Consider the following 16,741-nt stretch of genomic DNA (forward strand, 5'->3'; position numbering starts at 1 on the left):
CTTTGGTTTTCTGAATCAAGATCAAAAGATCGCAAGCCTTCGGCAGCTCCTACAGGGGACTCGGATTACAGGGTCTTTTCGAAGATCTTCGAATTGCGCTGATAGTTGTACAGCGACGCCCGCGCCGCCGGCAGGCGTTCGACGCTGCTAGGCTCGAACCCGCGCTCGCGGAACCAGTGCGCGGTACGGGTAGTGAGCACGAACAGGGTTTTCAACCCTTGCGCCCGAGCACGGGTCTCGATGCGCTCCAGCAACTCATCGCCGCGACCGCCATGGCGATACTCCGGATTCACCGCCAGGCACGCCAGCTCACCGGCGTCCGAATCGGCAATCTGGTACAGCGCCGCACAGGCAATGATCATCCCTTCACGCTCAACCACACTGAACTGCTCGATCTCGCGCTCCAGCACTTCGCGCGAACGACGCACCAGAATCCCCTGCTCTTCCAGCGGACTGATCAGGTCAAGCAAACCGCCGACGTCTTCAATCGCCGCCTCGCGCACCAGTTCGAATTGCTCCTGAGCCACCAGCGTACCGCCACCATCGCGGGTGAACAGTTCGGTCAGCAGCGCGCCGTCTTCGGCGTAGCTGACGATATGGCTGCGCGCGACACCGCCACGGCAGGCCTCGGCGGCGGCATCCAGCAGTTCGGCCTGATAGTTGTTGCCCAGACGCGCCAGATGCGCAGGCACCTGTTGCGGCCGCAGTTCGCGTACCAGTTTGCCGTTTTCGTCGATCAGACCGAGGTCAGCGCCGAACAGCAACAGCTTGTCGGCACCGAGGTCGATGGCGGCGCGGGTGGCGACGTCTTCGCAGGCGAGGTTGAAGATTTCCCCGGTCGGCGAGTAGCCCAGCGGCGACAGCAGCACGATCGAGCGCTCGTCGAGCAGGCGATTGATGCCTTTACGGTCGACCCGGCGCACTTCGCCAGTGTGGTGATAGTCGACGCCTTCGAGCACGCCGATCGGCCGCGCCGTGACCAGGTTGCCGCTGGCCACCCGCAGACGCGAGCCTTGCATCGGCGACGAGGCCATGTCCATCGACAGCCGCGCTTCAATGGCGATGCGCAACTGACCGACTGCATCGATCACACATTCCAGGGTTGCCGCATCGGTGATGCGCATGCCGTGGTGATAGTGCGGGGTCAGGCCGCGAGCGGCGAGGCGGGTTTCAATCTGCGGACGCGAACCGTGGACCAGCACCAGACGCACACCGAGGCTGTGCAACAGCACCAGGTCGTGGACGATGTTGCCGAAGTTCGGATGCTCCACACCGTCGCCGGGCAGCATGACGACGAACGTGCAGTCGCGGTGAGCGTTGATGTAAGGGGACGCGTGACGAAGCCAATTGACGTATTCGGGCATGAACCTGGGCCTGTAATAAATAGCAGCCGGAAAAAAGGGCGAAACGGAAAACGCACAGCGGGCTGATGGTTATCGTCGGAACAGGCTTGGCGACACGCGCGTTCTCCTCATGAATACGGGTTGGATTCCCACTAATTTAACGTCTTCCCCTGTAGGAGCTGCCGCAGGCTGCGATCTTTTTGACTTTTGTTTTTTAAGAGACAAGATCAAAAGATCGTCCGAACGCGGCCCGAGCCTTCGGCAGCGCCTACAAGGGATGTGTTCAATTCTTCAGGCAGTAATGTTCAACCAACTGCCGCAATAGATGCACGGTAGGCTGCAAACGTGACATTTCGAGGTATTCGCCGGGCTGGTGGGCACAGGCGATGTCGCCGGGGCCGAGCACGATGGTTTCGCAGCCAAGGCGCTGAAGATAAGGCGCTTCGGTGCCAAACGCCACTGTTTCGGCACGATGGCCGGTGAGCTTTTCGGCGATGCGTACCAATTCGGCGTCTTCGGCTTGTTCGAACGGCGGTACTTCCGGGAACAACGGTTTGTAATCGATCTTCACCTGGTGCCGCTCGGCCACGGGATTGAGCTTGCGCAGGATCTCCGCACGCAGCACTTTCGGGTCCATGCCCGGCAACGGACGCAGGTCGAACTCCAGCGAACACTGGCCACAGATGCGATTCGGGTTGTCGCCGCCATGAATACAACCGAAGTTCATCGTCGGTTGCGGCACGCTGAACTGCGGATTGTTGAATTCACGCTGCCACAACAGGCGCAAACCGCGCAGCTCGCCGATGGCATCGTGCATCGCTTCGAGTGCACTGTGCCCCAAACGCGGATCCGACGAATGGCCGCTTTGTCCGAGGATATCGATGCGCTCCATCATGATGCCCTTGTGCATGCGAATCGGCTTGAGCCCGGTCGGCTCGCCGATCACCGCCGCACGGCCCAGCGGCTTGCCGGCCTCGGCCAGGGCGCGGGCACCGGACATCGAACTTTCTTCATCACAGGTGGCGAGAATCAGCAGCGGTTGCTTGAACGGTTGATCGAGCAGCGGCTGCACGGCCTCGATGATCAGCGCGAAAAAGCCCTTCATGTCGCAACTGCCCAGCCCGACCCAGCGGCCGTCAACTTCGGTGAGCTTCAGCGGATCGGTCTGCCACAGCGCATCGTCATAAGGCACGGTATCGCTGTGCCCGGCCAGGACCAGGCCGCCGGGGCCGCTGCCGAAAGTGGCGAGCAGGTTGAATTTGCCGGGGCTGACCTGCTGGATGTCGCAACTGAAGCCCAGATCACCCAGCCAGCCGGCGAGCAAATCGATCACCGCCCGGTTGGACTGATCCAGGCCCGGTTGGGTGCAGCTGACCGACGGTGCGGCGATCAGTGCAGCGAACTGGTCTTGCATGGACGGCAAAGGCATCGCTGACTCCAACTCCGATTTGAAGTCCATCATAGAGCCATCCGGCGCCAGGAATAAACCGCCGCAGGGCGTAGGAAGTTTGAGTCCTGTACACTGCACGGCCTTGGCAGCCACACATTCCCCCGGCTGCGCTCCCGATCCTGGATTTTCCGGCCATGCAGAAAGAAACCGAAATCAAACTCCGCGTCAGCCGCGAAACCCTCGCCGCCCTGCGCGAGCACCCGCTACTGAAAAAACGCAACAAAAATGGCTGGGAACGCCGTGAGTTGATGAACCAGTACTTCGACACCCCCGAGCGTGACCTGGCCCAGGCCAAAGTCGCCCTGCGCCTGCGCAAGGACGGTGACGAAGTGATTCAGACCCTCAAGACCCGCGGCCAGAGCGTTGCCGGTCTGTCCGAGCGTAATGAATACGACTGGAAGTTGCCCAAAGCCAAGCTCGACGTGAAGAAACTCGACGGCGAATGCTGGCCCGAGTCGCTGGCCGAGCTGGACAAAAAAACCCTGAAACCGATTTTCACCACCGATTTCGTCCGCGAGCGTGCGGAAATCGCCTGGGGCCGCGGCAAGGCCAAAGTGGTCATCGAAGCTGCGCTGGACCTCGGTCATGTGGTGGTCGGCAAACAGAAAGAAGAAATCTGCGAGCTGGAACTGGAACTGCGCGAAGGCGAGCCGGCCGCACTGCTGGAACTGGCCGCCGAGCTGGCCGAAACCCTGGCCCTGATGCCGTGCGACATCAGCAAGGCCGAGCGCGGCTACCGTCTGTACGACGCCAACAGCTACTCGCTGAGCCTGCCGGCGCCGCAACTGACCCCGGAAACCCCACTCGACGACGCCTTCGCCGCACTGGCCTGGCACTTGCTCGGCAGCAGCCAGCGTCTGGCCGAACAATATCGCTTCAATGGCCACTGGCGCCTGCTGCAGGACTGGGTCGAGAACCTCGCCGAAATGCGCGCCCTGCTCAGCAGCCTCGGCCAGGCGGCACCGCGTCCGGCCACTCACGACCTGCGCGTGGCGCTGGACGCATTGCTCGAAGACTGGCGCCCGCTGGTTCAGGTCGGCATCGAAGACGAAGACGTGCGCAAGGCGGCGCCGGAGCAATTCCTCGAAGAACTGGAAGACCCGCGCTGGGGCCTGTTCTCGCTGACCGCATCACGCTGGCTGCTGGCCCGCGCCTGGACCGCCGAGCGCAACACCCGCGGCAACCGCCAGGGCGCCGCGCAATTGCACAGCTGGCTGCCGCGCCTGCTGGGCGAAGAAGCCACCTCCCTGCAATTGCAGCGCTATCAGCAGCAACCGGAAGATCTGGCCGAACAACTGCCGCGCATCGAGCGCATCCAGGTCTGGCTGCACCACGCGCGCAACGTACTGGAGATCGCGGAAATGGATCGCCTGTACGGCGAACTGAACAAACTGGCACAACTGGCCAACGAACCGACCATCACTGACGAACTGCTCGATGCGCGCAAGCAGCAGGCGATTGCGGTTTATCAGAATCGTGCGTGGAAAATGCTGCTGCGTATGTGATGACTGTGTGGTGAGGGGATTCATCCCCGATGGACTGCGCAGCAGTCCCTGCTTTCGACTAAAGCGGGGCCGCTTCGCGACCCATCGGGGATAAATCCCCTCGCCACAGAGGCCATCAGCGCTAGACCGGCAGGCTGGTGGTGGACTTGATCTCCGACAGCGCCACAATCGAATTCACTTCCTGAATCCCCGGCACCAGCGACAGTTTCTCGAAGAAAAACCGCTCATACGCCTCGATGTCCGCCGCGACAATCCGCAACAGAAAATCCACCGCGCCCATCAGCACGTAGCACTCCAGAACCTCCGGAAAACCGCGAATCGCCTCGGTGAATTCGGTGAAGTTCGACCGCCCGTGGGCGTTGAGCTTGATTTCGGCGAAGATCTGCGTGTTCAGGCCGATCTTCTTGCGATCAAGCAAGGTCACCTGACCGCGAATAATCCCCTCCTCCTTCATTCGCTGAATACGCCGCCAGCACGGTGACTGCGACAGGCCCACCTGCTCGGCGATCTGAGCGCTGGACAAGGAAGCGTCCTCTTGCAGCAGGGCGAGAATCCTGCGGTCGTAGCTGTCCAGCTCGCTGTGCATAGAAAAACCTCAAATATGAATTAATACGAATCAAACTGGTCGATCATTCGCCAATAACATCGATCTTAGCCAAGAAATGCCCAGCACCGAATGTAAAAATTTCTCCAGTGTTTTTTGGAGACTCGCCATGCCGCACCTCGAAGCCGTGAATACCGCACCATCCCGGGCCGATGTCTGGAACGTCAACAACAGCCATTGCCTGGCGCAGTATCAGATCCTCGCCGAAGCCGAGCCGGATCTGCTGGTGCGGGTGCTGAACCTGTTCGCGCTGCAGTTCCTGACGCCTGAACAGGTCAATGTGCAGCGGATGGACGACTTGATGTCGATCGACATCGTCATGGGCGGTTTCAGTTGGCATCGCGCCCAAGTGATTGCGGAAAAACTTCGTAACCTGATCAACGTCTGCTCGGTCAACCTGCAAAACGCCGACACGACGTGGGATACGCCCGCGCAAGCGGTTGGCTGAAAAATCCGGCAACGGCTTTGTCGGGTAGTGGCCCAACGGTCTGCGGGGCCACGACTATCCTTTGCGAACTGTCGTTCAAAAGGAGCCCGCATGTCCGTTCAACTCGCCACTCAGGACCGCTGGCTGGATCTCAACGATGTGTTGCGTGAATTGGTCGCCCAAGGTTCATCAGCCAGGATTCGGCGGAGCAGGCGCTCAACGCCCGGCGCCGCCACGCGACCCACGGCCAGCAGCACCCGCTGGAGTTCATTGCCAGCCAGCAGCTGGATGACCTCAGCCGTCCGGGTAAACATCTGGATCTGGAAAGCCTGACCTTGTGGCTGGCGCAGCAGGCCGGCCAGCCGTACATGCGTATCGACCCGTTGAAGATCAACGTCGCCGCGATCACCCCGCTGATGTCCTACGCCTTTGCCCAGCGGCACAGGATTCTTGCGGTGGCGGTCGACCGCGACGCCGTGGTCGTGGCCAGTGCCCAGCCCTACGTCACCGCTTGGGAAGCCGACCTGACTCACGTGCTGAAGCTGCCGATCAAACGGGTGGTCGCCAACCCGGTGGACATCCAGCGCTTCAGCGTCGAGTTCTTCCGCCTCGCCAAATCGGTCAGCGGCGCCAGCAATGCCGATCAGCAAAGCGGCAACCTCGGCAACTTCGAACAACTGCTCAACCTCGGCGCCAGCGATCAGGAGCCGGACGCCAACGACGCACACATCGTCAACATCGTCGACTGGCTGTTCCAGTACGCCTTCCAGCAACGCGCCAGCGATATTCACATCGAACCGCGCCGCGAACAGGGTACCGTGCGCTTTCGCATCGATGGCGTGTTGCACAACGTCTATCAATTCCCGCCGCAGGTGACCATGGCGATCGTCAGCCGCCTGAAAAGCCTCGGGCGGATGAACGTCGCCGAGAAGCGCAAACCCCAGGACGGCCGGGTCAAGACCAAGACCCCGGACGGTGGCGAAGTCGAGTTGCGGCTTTCAACGCTGCCCACCGCGTTTGGTGAAAAAATGGTCATGCGGATTTTTGACCCGGAAGTGCTGCTCAAGGACTTCGATCAGTTGGGCTTTTCTGCCGATGACCTGCGCCGCTGGCAAGACATGACCCGCCAGCCCAACGGCATCATTCTGGTCACCGGGCCGACCGGTTCGGGCAAGACCACCACGCTCTACACCACGCTGAAGAAACTGGCGACGCCGGAGATCAACCTCTGCACCATCGAAGACCCGATCGAAATGGTCGAGCCGGCGTTCAATCAGATGCAGGTGCAGCACAACATCGACCTGAGTTTCGCCGCCGGGGTGCGTGCGTTGATGCGACAGGACCCGGACATCATCATGATCGGCGAGATTCGCGACCTGGAAACCGCGGAAATGGCGATTCAGGCGGCACTCACCGGCCACCTGGTGCTGTCGACCCTGCACACCAACGATGCCCCCCAGCGCTATCAGCCGATTACTCGAACTCGGCGTGCCGCACTACCTGATCAAGGCCACGGTGCTCGGGGTCATGGCCCAGCGTCTGGTGCGTACCTTGTGCCCGCACTGCAAGGCGCCGCTGACGCTGGAAGAGGAGGACTGGCAGACCCTGACCCGCCCCTGGCAGGCGCCGCTGCCGGGCAATGCGCAACGGGCTATCGGCTGCCTCGAGTGCCGCGACACCGGTTATCGCGGGCGCGCCGGGGTTTACGAAATCATGCAACTGAGCGACAGCCTCAAAACCCTCATCACTCAGGACACCGACCTCACCGCCATCCGTCGACAAGCCTTCAAGGAAGGTATGCGCAGCCTGCGCCTGTCGGGTGCGCAGAAGGTCGCGGCAGGGCTGACCACCCTTGAAGAGGTGCTGCGGGTGACACCGCAGAGCGAGCAGAAATAGGCCGCTACGGAACCGGATCGGGGAATCGTTATCCAACGCCGTAGTTAACCCCCAGGAGTCACTCAATCATGCGTCTCAAACTTGCTGTCGCCACCCTTGCCTTGCTGTCCCTTCCCGTTGGTTCAGCGATGGCCGACAGCTTTTGGCGTAACGTCATTTCGTCCGGCGCCACCACCGGTTCGACCTACCTGACCTTCAAGGATCACAAGCTGATCGTTGCCGCGCAGGACGACGCCGGCAGCTTCGTCGCCAGCGATGGCGGCATTCGTGGGCCATACCTGGAAGCAGCCATGCAGAAAGTCCGCGCCGACAATCCGGGCCTGCAGGCCACGGACATGGAACTGGCGAATGCGATTCTGGCGAAGAACGCAGTGGCTTCCGAATAAGCCCGCCGCCGACAGAAATGCCGCTCGATCGAGCGGCATTTTTTTGCCCGTAATGTCGAATTCACCACAACCTCTGCGAGAGCGAGCCTGCTCGCGAATAAAGTGAGTCAGATACATGTTTGTCTTCTGACACGACGCCTTCGCGAGCAGGCTCGCTCCCACATTTGGGCGGTTGTACAACCTGGAAATCAGCGGTACTCGTCCACCGGGACGCAGGCACAAAACAGATTGCGGTCGCCATAAACGTTATCCACCCGATTCACCGCCGGCCAATACTTGTGCGCCTTGGTGTGCGCATCCGGGGTGATGCCCTGCTCGATGCTGTAAGGCCGCTCCCAGACTCCGGTGACATCGGCCAAGGTATGCGGCGCACGCTTGAGCGGGTTGTCTTCCGCCGGCCAGTTGCCGTTCTGCACTTCGGTGATTTCTGCACGGATGCTCAGCATGGCGCCGATAAACCGGTCCAGTTCGGCCTTGGATTCGCTCTCGGTCGGCTCGACCATCAACGTCCCCGGCACCGGGAATGACATGGTTGGCGCGTGAAAGCCGTAATCCATCAGGCGCTTGGCGACGTCTTCTTCGCTGATCCCGGTCTGCGCCTTCAACGGCCGCAGATCGAGAATGCATTCATGGGCCACCCGCCCGTTGCGCCCGGTGTACAGCACCGGGAATGCGCCGGATAAATGCTGGGCCAGATAGTTCGCCGCGAGGATTGCCACTTCGCTGGCATCCGCCAATTGCGGCCCCATCATTGCGATGTACATCCAGCTGATCGGCAAAATACTCGCACTGCCCCACGGCGCCGCACTGACCGCGCCATTCTGCGGCAGCGGGCCGTCAATCGGCACGACCGGATGATTGGCGACGAACGGCGCCAGGTGCGCGCGTATGCCGATCGGCCCCATGCCCGGCCCGCCGCCGCCGTGGGGAATGCAGAACGTCTTGTGCAGGTTCATGTGCGACACATCGGCGCCGATGTCCGCCGGCCGCGCCAGCCCGACCTGCGCGTTGAGATTGGCGCCGTCCATATACACCTGCCCGCCGTGCTGGTGGATAACTTCGCAGATCTCGCTGATGCCTTCCTCGTACACACCATGGGTCGACGGATAGGTCGCCATCAGGCACGACAATTTGTCCCCCGCCTCGGCCGCCCTGGTTTTCAGGTCGTCCAGATCGACGTTGCCGGCCTCGTCGCATTCGACGATCACCACGCGCATCCCGGCCATCTGCGCCGAGGCCGGGTTGGTGCCGTGGGCCGAGGACGGGATCAGGCAAATATCCCGCGCGCCCTGCTGCCGGCTCTCGTGATATTTGCGAATCGCCAGCAGCCCGGCGTACTCGCCCTGAGCCCCGGAGTTGGGCTGCATGCAGATCGCATCGAACCCGGTGATCGCGCACAGCCAGCGCTGCAGTTCTTCGATCATCAAGGTGTATCCGACTGCCTGCTCCCGAGGCGCGAACGGGTGCAGATTGGCGAACTGCGGCCAGGTGATCGGGATCATCTCACTGGTGGCGTTGAGCTTCATGGTGCAGGAACCCAACGGGATCATCGACTGGTTGAGCGCCAGATCCTTGTTCTCCAGTTGCTTGAGGTAGCGCAGCATCTCGGTTTCGCTGTGATGTGCGTTGAACACCGGATGGCGCAAGTAAGGCGTCTTGCGCTGGAGGCTGTCGGGGATGCCTGAAACCAACGTTTCTGCATCGAGTTGCTCGACGTTCAAACCATGATCGGCACCGAGCAGCACGTCGAACAGTTTGGCCACCGTGCTTTCATCGCACGTCTCGTCGAGGCTCAACCCGACTCGACCACGGCCGAGAATCCGCAGGTTAATCTGCGCAGCCCTGGCGCTGTCGATGATTGCGCTCTGCGCGCCGCCGACCTCCAGCGTGAGGGTGTCGAAAAACTGTGCGTTGATCCTTTGGATGCCATGTCGCTCAAGGCCCGCCGCCAGGATGCAGGTCAAGCGGTGCACGCGCTGGGCGATGCGTTTCAAGCCTTGCGGCCCGTGATACACCGCGTAGCAACTGGCGATGTTAGCCAGCAGCACCTGCGCGGTGCAGATGTTCGAGTTGGCCTTCTCGCGGCGAATATGTTGCTCACGGGTTTGCAGGGCCATGCGCAACGCGACGTTGCCACGAGCATCTTTCGACACGCCGATGATCCGCCCCGGAATCGCCCGTTTGTACTCCTCGCGGCTGGCAAAAAACGCCGCATGCGGGCCACCGTAGCCCATCGGTACGCCAAAGCGCTGGGACGAACCGAACACCACATCCGCGCCCAGTTCACCCGGCGGTGTCAGCAGCAACAGACTCAGAAGATCCGTAGCGACGCAGGCCAGCGCCTGCTGCGCGTGCAGTTGATCGATGACCGGACGCAAATCACGAATCTCGCCATGGGTGTCGGGATACTGCAGCAATGCGCCGAACACCTGATGCTGGCTGAGGTTATCCACAGCGTCGATGATCAGCTCAAAGCCGAAGCCTTCGGCGCGGGTCTGCACCACGGAAATGGTCTGCGGATGACAGTTTTCGTCGACGAAGAACAGATTGCTCTTCGACTTCGCCACGCGTTTAGCCAGGGCCATGGCTTCCGCCGCAGCGGTAGCTTCGTCGAGCAACGAGGCGTTGGCCAGTTCCAGCCCGGTGAGGTCGATGGTCAGTTGCTGGAAATTCAGCAGCGCCTCAAGACGGCCCTGGGCAATCTCCGGTTGATACGGGGTGTATGCGGTGTACCAACCAGGATTTTCCAGCACGTTACGCAGAATGACGGTCGGCGTCAGCGTGCCGTAGTAGCCCATGCCGATCAGACTGGTCCACACCTGATTCTGCTCGGCGTAACCGCGCAGTTTGGCCAGCGCCGCCTGCTCGTCGAGGGCCGGCGGCAAGTCCAGCGCCCGGTTCAGGCGAATGCCCGGCGGCACCGTCTGCTCGATCAGTTCGACCCGGCTGCCGAGGCCCAGGCTATCGAGCATCGCCTGTTGCTCGGCAGCGTCGGGCCCCAAATGGCGGCGCAGGAAGGCTTCGGGGGTCGCGTAACTGGCTCAAGGATGGCAACTGGGACATGACAGGCTCTCTCTTGGCTGGCGCTCGGCGTCAATGCAACACGGTCAAACCAGCATAGCAGCCGATCCCGACGCGCACGGCTTGGCGGCGCCGGGTGTTCCGGGGCATGCTGTAGCGCCTGCATCAGGCGTCCAACTTGCGGATGATCGAACCCTCATGAGCCAACTGCCGTTCCTGCCGTTTTCCAAACCTGTCATCGATGAAGCCACGATTGCCGCCGTCGGCGATGTACTGCGCTCCGGCTGGATCACCAGCGGGCCGAAGGTACAGGCCTTTGAAGCACAGCTGTCGGAATACTTCGGCGGGCGCCCGGTGCGCACCTTCAACTCCGGCACCTGCACCATGGAAATCGCCCTGCGCATCGCCGGCATCGGCCCGGGTGACGAAGTGATCACCACACCGATTTCCTGGGTCGCCACCGCCAACGTGATCCTCGAAGTCGGCGCCACGCCGGTGTTCGCCGACATCGACCCGGTGACCCGCAACATTGATCTGGACAAGCTCGAAGCAGCGATCACCCCGCGCACCAAAGCGCTGATTCCGGTGTACCTCGCAGGCCTGCCGGTGGACATGGATCGGCTATATGCCATCGCGCGCAAACACAATCTGCGGATTGTCGAAGACGCCGCGCAGGCGTTGGGTTCGAGCTGGAATGGCCAGCGCATCGGCGCCACTGGCGACTTCGTGTCGTTCAGTTTCCAGGCCAACAAGAACGTGACCTGCTCCGAAGGCGGCTGTCTGGTGCTGAACACTGCGGAAGAAGCGCGGCTGGCGGAGAAATATCGCTTGCAAGGCGTGACCCGCAACGGCTTCGACGGTCTCGACGTTGATGTGCTCGGCGGCAAGTTCAACATGACCGACGTCGCCGCGACCATCGGTCTGGGTCAATTCGCCCATATCGAGGCGATGACCGCCCATCGTCAGGAACTGGCCCGTCATTACTTCAAATGCTTTGGCGATGACTTCGAAGCGACCTATGGCGCACAACTGCCGCCAGCGGATTTCACCCACAGCAACTGGCACCTGTTTCAGCTGGTCCTGCCGGAGCGCAAGGACGGTTTGCCGGCGCGGGCCACGTTCATGGAACAGATGCAGGCCAAAGGCATCGGCATCGGCTATCACTACCCGCCGATTCACTTGTTGAGTCTGTACCGCGAGCGCGGTTTCAAGGAAGGGATGTTGCCGGTGGCCGAACGCGTCGGGCGACTGATTGTGTCGTTGCCGATGTTCACCAGCATGACCAAGGACGATGTCGAGCGTTCAGTGGCGGCAGTCAAAGCCGTATTGAAGCCCTGAACCGCCATGCCTGCAGGAGCTGCCGCAGGCTGCGATCTTTTGATCTTGCTTCAAAAACAAAATCAAAAGATCGCAGCCTGCGGCAGCTCCTACAGGGCGAGGATTATTCGCCGATTGCAGCCTTGTAGCCGGCGGCGTCCAGCAGCTTGTCCAGATCAGCAGCGTTGGCTGGCTTGAGCTTGAAGATCCACGCCCCGTACGGATCGGAGTTCAGCAATTCCGGAGAGCCGCTCAGCTCTTCGTTGACAGCGATGACTTCGCCGGCAATCGGCGAGTAGATATCGGAGGCCGCTTTCACCGACTCAACCACGCCAGCTTGATCCTCAGCAGCAAACACCTTGCCCACTTCAGTCAACTCGACGAACACCACATCGCCCAGCGCTTCCTGCGCGTGATCGCTGATGCCCACGGTAACGGTGCCGTCGGCTTCCAGACGCGCCCACTCATGACTTTCGGCAAAACGCAGTTCGGCGGGGATATTGCTCATGCTTGGTGTCCTCAAAAAATTGTCAGCGGTCAGGCCCGCCGGAAAAGGTTAGATCAAGGTTTTGCCATGGCGCACGAAGGTCGGTTTGACCACTCGTACCGGATACCACTTGCCACGGATTTCCACTTCGGCGCGGTCGGCGGTGGCCATCGGTACACGCGCCAGGGCAATCGATTTGCTCAGCGTAGGAGAGAAACTACCACTGGTGATCTCTCCTTCGCCAACATCGGCGATACGAACCACCTGATGGGCGCGTAAAACACCGCGTTCCTCAAGCACCAGCCCCACCAGTTTGTGCGCAACGCCGGCGGCTTTTTCCGCTTCCAGCGCAGCACGCCCGATGAACTGCCGCGAGGCCGGTTCCCAGGCAATGCTCCAGGCCATATTGGACGCCAGCGGCGAGACATCCTGATGAATGTCCTGGCCGTAGAGGTTCATCCCTGCCTCGACCCGTAGCGTGTCGCGGGCGCCGAGGCCGATCGGCGAAATGCCGGCACCGACCAGATCGTTGAAAAATCCCGGCGCTTGCTCGGCCGGCAAGGCGATTTCCAGGCCATCCTCACCGGTATATCCGGTGCGGGCGATGAACCAGTCGCCATCGACGTGAGCTTCGAACGGTTTGAGATGTTTGATCAGTTCGGCGCGGGACTGGGTCACCAGTTCGGCAATTTTCTGCCGGGCCTGCGGGCCTTGAATGGCGAGCATCGCCAGATCCTGACGCTCATGCAATTGCACGTCGTAACCGGCGACCTGCGCCTGCATCCACGCCAGATCCTGGTCGCGAGTGGAGGCGTTGAATACCAGACGATAACGGTCTTCGAGGCGATAGACGATCATGTCGTCGACGATGCCGCCACGCTCGTTGAGCATCGTGCTGTAGAGCGCGCGGCCGGGGCGATGCAGGCGCTCGACGTCATTGGCCAGCAAATGCTGCAGCCAGGCCTTGGCCTGGACACCGGCGACATCGATCACGGTCATGTGGGAAACATCGAACACCCCGCAATCGCGGCGCACCTCATGGTGTTCCTCGACCTGCGAGCCGTAATGCAGTGGCATGTCCCAACCGCCAAAATCGACCATCTTCGCGCCGAGGGCGAGATGCAGGTCATACAGAGGCGTACGCTGTCCCATGGGTTTCTCCTTCCGGGCGTGGCGAAGGTGCGGACAGCCGCTGTACGGGATGAAAGCCGCGAAACAGAAGGCTTTCAGCCGATTTCAGCGAACGGGTCTGTCAGACGAACCGCACCGAATGCCGCGCATTGTAGCCGCATGATTCAGGACTCACTACTAAGTGTTTCGGTGCGCCGAGCGGCGGATCAGGCCAATGACCGGTAACAGGCCGACCAACACCAAGGTCAGCGCCGGCAGCGACGCCCGTGCCCACTCGCCCTCGCTGGTCATTTCGAAGATCCGCACCGCCAGCGTGTCCCAGCCAAACGGGCGCATCAGCAGGGTCGCGGGCATTTCCTTGAGCACATCGACGAACACCAGCAACGCCGCGCTCAACGTGCCAGGCAGCAACAGCGGAAGATACACTTTGAAAAACAGTCGCGGCCCACTGACCCCCAGACTACGTGCTGCTTCGGGCAATGAAGGCCGTATACGCGCCAGACTGTTTTCCAGCGGCCCGTACGCCACGGCGATGAAACGCACCAGATAGGCCATCAGCAACGCCGCCAGACTGCCCAGCAGCAGCGGTTTGCCGGCGCCACCGAGCCAGCCCGACAGCGGAATCACCAGTTCGCGATCGAGATAACTGAACGCCAGCATGATCGACACCGCCAGCACCGAACCCGGCAACGCATAACCGAGATTGGCCAGACTGACTCCGGAACGGATCGCCCGGGTCGGCGCCAGTCGTCGGGCAAAAGCCAGCAGCAGCGCGACGCTGACGGTGATCAAGGCTGCCATGCCACCCAGGTACAAGGTGTGCAGGATCAGTCCGGCGTAGCGCTCATCGAGATCAAAGCGCCCGCGCTGCCAGAACCACACAATGAGTTGCAGGACTGGAATCACGAACGCACAGGCAAAGACCAGAGCGCACCAGCCGGTCGCCGCGAACGCCTTGAGTCCCTGCAAGTGATACAGCGCCTTGACCCGCGGCCGTTCGTTGCTCGCCCGGTTGGCGCCACGCGCACGCCGCTCGCCGTAAAGCACCAGCATCACCACCAGTAGCAACAGGCTCGCCAGTTGCGCCGCGCTCGGCAAACTGAAGAAGCCGTACCAGGTCTTGTAGATCGCGGTGGTGAAGGTGTCGAAGTTGAACACAGACACCGCGCCGAAATCCGCCAATGTCTCCATCAGCGCCAGCGCCACACCGGCACCAATCGCCGGCCGCGCCATCGGCAACGCCACCCGCCAGAACGCCTGCCAGGGCGATTGCCCGAGGACCCGCGCCGCTTCCATCAGGCCTTTGCCCTGCGCCAGGAACGCGGTGCGCGCCAGCAGGTAGACGTAGGGATAAAACACCAGCACCAGCACCACAATCACCCCGCCGGTGGAGCGCACACGCGGCAGGCGCAGGCCGCTGCCGAACCACTCACGCAACAGGGTTTGCACCGGGCCGGCGAAGTCCAGCAGGCCGACGAAGACGAACGCCAGCACGTAGGCCGGAATGGCGAACGGCAGCATCAGCGCCCAGTCGAGCCAGCGCCGCCCGGGGAATTCGCAGAGGCTGGTGAGCCATGCCAGACTGACGCCGAGCAGCGTCACGCCGACGCCAACGCCCAGCACCAGCGTCAGGGTATTGCCCAGCAGTCGCGGCATCTGGGTTTGCCACAGGTGCGACCAGATTTGCTGATCAATGGTCTGCCACGACAGCAGCAGGACACTCAGGGGCAGCAGCACCAGCGCGGCAATGGCGAGGACGATGGGGTACCAGCGGCGTTGGGCGGGGTGGGCCAAGGGGGTTCTCTAATAAATCGTGGGTCGGCGCAAGAGTAATGCCAGCCCCAATTGTGGCGAGGGGATTTATCCCCGATCGGATGCGCAGCATTCTTAAAAACTATGCCCGCGGTGTATCAGTACGCTTTGATTAAGGGCATTGGGGGTGCTTCGCACCCCATCGGGGATAAATCCCCTCGCCACAGGATATACCCAGGTTTTAGTTCCAGCCCGCACGATCCATCATGCGGATCGCTTCAGCCTGTCGCTTGCCCGCCACTTCCACCGGCAAGGTGTCAGCGACGAACTTGCCCCACGCTGCCACTTCTTCCGAAGGTGCCACCGCCGGGTTGGCCGGGAATTCCTGGTTCACGTCGGCGAAGATTTTCTGCGCTTCAGGTGTGGTCATCCATTCGACCAGCGCCTTGGCTGCCTCCGGGTGCGGTGCATGTTGGGTCAGGCCGATACCGGACAGGTTGACATGCACGCCACGATCGGCCTGATTCGGCCAGAACAGTTTTACCGGCAGGTCCGGTTTCTGCTTGTGCAGGCGACCATAGTAGTAGGTGTTGACGATGCCGACGTCGCACTGCCCGGCGTTGATCGCTTCCAGCACCGCGACGTCGTCGGAGAACACATCGGTGGACAAGTTGTTGACCCAGCCTTTGAGGATCTTCTCGGTTTTCTCGGCGCCGTGCACTTCGATCATGGTCGCGGTCAGCGACTGGTTGTAGACCTTCTTCGCCGTGCGCAGGCACAGGCGTCCTTCCCAATTCTTGTCGGCCAGCGCTTCGTAGGTGGTCAGTTCGCCCGGCTTAACGCGCTCGGTGGAGTAAGCGATGGTCCGCGCGCGCAGGCTCAGGCCGGTCCAGGCATGGGTGGACGAACGGTATTGCGCGGGAATATTGGCGTCGATGGTCTTCGAGGTGAACGGCTGCAGGATGCCCATCTGTTCGGCTTGCCAGAGGTTGCCGGCATCGACGGTGAGCAGCAGGTCGGCGCTGGCGTTTGCACCTTCGGCCTTGATCCGCTGCATCAGCGGCGCTTCCTTGTCGGTGATGAACTTGATCTTCACCCCGGTTTTCGCGGTGTAGGCGTCGAACACCGGTTTGATCAGCTCATCGATACGCGAGGAGTAGACCACCACCTCGTCGGCGGCCTGGGCGGTAGTGCTGCCGATCAGGGTCAGGGCCAGTGCAGTCAGAAGACGCTTGGGTGCCAACATGGGAGTGATCTCTCGGTCGGAAAATGTGGGCCAAATGATAAGGACTCACATTTACCACCTCAATCGAACTCTTTTCCAAGGAGTTACCAGATGTTGCACAGGGCAACACACCCCCTGTAGGAGCTGCCGAGTGAAACGAGGCTGCGATCTTTTGATCTTAAACCAAGATCAAAAAG

General features: G+C 61.4%; 11 protein-coding genes and 2 pseudogenes. 5 read left to right on the forward strand and 8 right to left on the reverse strand.

Going from position 1 to position 16,741, the window contains the following annotated elements; all coding sequences use genetic code 11:
• Nucleotides 1-65 precede the first annotated feature (65 nt).
• Nucleotides 66-1,364 (reverse strand): amino-acid N-acetyltransferase, encoded by a 1,299-nt coding sequence (gene argA, locus HT737_RS13935; protein ID WP_007967974.1) that lies wholly within the window; start codon nucleotides 1,362-1,364, stop codon nucleotides 66-68.
• Between the two features lie 262 nt (nucleotides 1,365-1,626).
• On the reverse strand, nucleotides 1,627-2,772 hold the full coding sequence (argE, locus tag HT737_RS13940) for an acetylornithine deacetylase (protein WP_131670655.1): 1,146 nt from the start codon (nucleotides 2,770-2,772) through the stop codon (nucleotides 1,627-1,629).
• A 155-nt stretch (nucleotides 2,773-2,927) separates the two neighbouring features.
• On the opposite strand from argE, the gene HT737_RS13945 reads away from it, so the two are divergent.
• Entirely contained in the window at nucleotides 2,928-4,298 is a 1,371-nt protein-coding gene (locus HT737_RS13945; protein WP_095668062.1) for an inorganic triphosphatase, read from the forward strand.
• Nucleotides 4,299-4,419: 121 nt separating this feature from the next.
• On the opposite strand, the gene HT737_RS13950 is transcribed toward HT737_RS13945, so the two are convergent.
• A complete protein-coding gene (locus tag HT737_RS13950; protein WP_027610503.1) occupies nucleotides 4,420-4,884 on the reverse strand; it encodes an Lrp/AsnC family transcriptional regulator in 465 nt (154 codons plus the stop codon).
• A gap of 127 nt (nucleotides 4,885-5,011) precedes the next feature.
• Between HT737_RS13950 and HT737_RS13955 the strand changes: the two genes are divergently transcribed.
• From HT737_RS13955 to HT737_RS13965, 3 genes and pseudogenes are all read left to right on the forward strand, one after another.
• Complete coding sequence (locus tag HT737_RS13955) at nucleotides 5,012-5,350, forward strand: hypothetical protein (protein WP_182402929.1); 339 nt, start codon at nucleotides 5,012-5,014, stop codon at nucleotides 5,348-5,350.
• Nucleotides 5,351-5,440: 90 nt separating this feature from the next.
• Nucleotides 5,441-7,225, forward strand: a pseudogene (locus tag HT737_RS13960) (GspE/PulE family protein).
• A gap of 65 nt (nucleotides 7,226-7,290) precedes the next feature.
• Entirely contained in the window at nucleotides 7,291-7,611 is a 321-nt protein-coding gene (locus tag HT737_RS13965; RefSeq protein ID WP_169843014.1) for a DUF2388 domain-containing protein, read from the forward strand.
• Nucleotides 7,612-7,799: 188 nt separating this feature from the next.
• On the opposite strand, the pseudogene gcvP reads toward HT737_RS13965, so the two are convergent.
• Nucleotides 7,800-10,674: pseudogene (gene gcvP, locus HT737_RS13970) on the reverse strand (aminomethyl-transferring glycine dehydrogenase).
• A gap of 156 nt (nucleotides 10,675-10,830) precedes the next feature.
• On the opposite strand from gcvP, the gene HT737_RS13975 reads away from it, so the two are divergent.
• Nucleotides 10,831-11,970: a DegT/DnrJ/EryC1/StrS aminotransferase family protein gene (locus tag HT737_RS13975; protein ID WP_182402931.1), complete on the forward strand. Its 1,140-nt coding sequence runs from the start codon at nucleotides 10,831-10,833 to the stop codon at nucleotides 11,968-11,970.
• Nucleotides 11,971-12,073: 103 nt separating this feature from the next.
• Here the strand turns inward: HT737_RS13975 and gcvH are convergent, their stop codons facing one another.
• The 4 genes from gcvH to HT737_RS13995 form a co-directional block, all read right to left on the reverse strand.
• Nucleotides 12,074-12,457, reverse strand: a complete 384-nt coding sequence (gene gcvH / locus HT737_RS13980; protein WP_041072090.1) for a glycine cleavage system protein GcvH — start codon at nucleotides 12,455-12,457, stop codon at nucleotides 12,074-12,076.
• A gap of 48 nt (nucleotides 12,458-12,505) precedes the next feature.
• Nucleotides 12,506-13,588 (reverse strand): glycine cleavage system aminomethyltransferase GcvT, encoded by a 1,083-nt coding sequence (gene gcvT, locus HT737_RS13985; protein WP_047297212.1) that lies wholly within the window; start codon nucleotides 13,586-13,588, stop codon nucleotides 12,506-12,508.
• A gap of 156 nt (nucleotides 13,589-13,744) precedes the next feature.
• Nucleotides 13,745-15,361 carry an iron ABC transporter permease gene (locus HT737_RS13990; protein WP_121182544.1) on the reverse strand — a complete coding sequence of 539 codons (1,617 nt, stop codon included), beginning with the start codon at nucleotides 15,359-15,361 and terminating at the stop codon, nucleotides 13,745-13,747.
• A gap of 199 nt (nucleotides 15,362-15,560) precedes the next feature.
• Complete coding sequence (locus tag HT737_RS13995) at nucleotides 15,561-16,565, reverse strand: extracellular solute-binding protein (protein WP_047297214.1); 1,005 nt, start codon at nucleotides 16,563-16,565, stop codon at nucleotides 15,561-15,563.
• Between the last annotated feature and the right edge of the window lie 176 nt (nucleotides 16,566-16,741).

Origin of the sequence: Pseudomonas sp. MD195_PC81_125 (genome assembly GCF_014060985.1) — a bacterium.
Classification (GTDB): Bacteria; Pseudomonadota; Gammaproteobacteria; order Pseudomonadales; family Pseudomonadaceae; genus Aquipseudomonas; species Aquipseudomonas parakoreensis.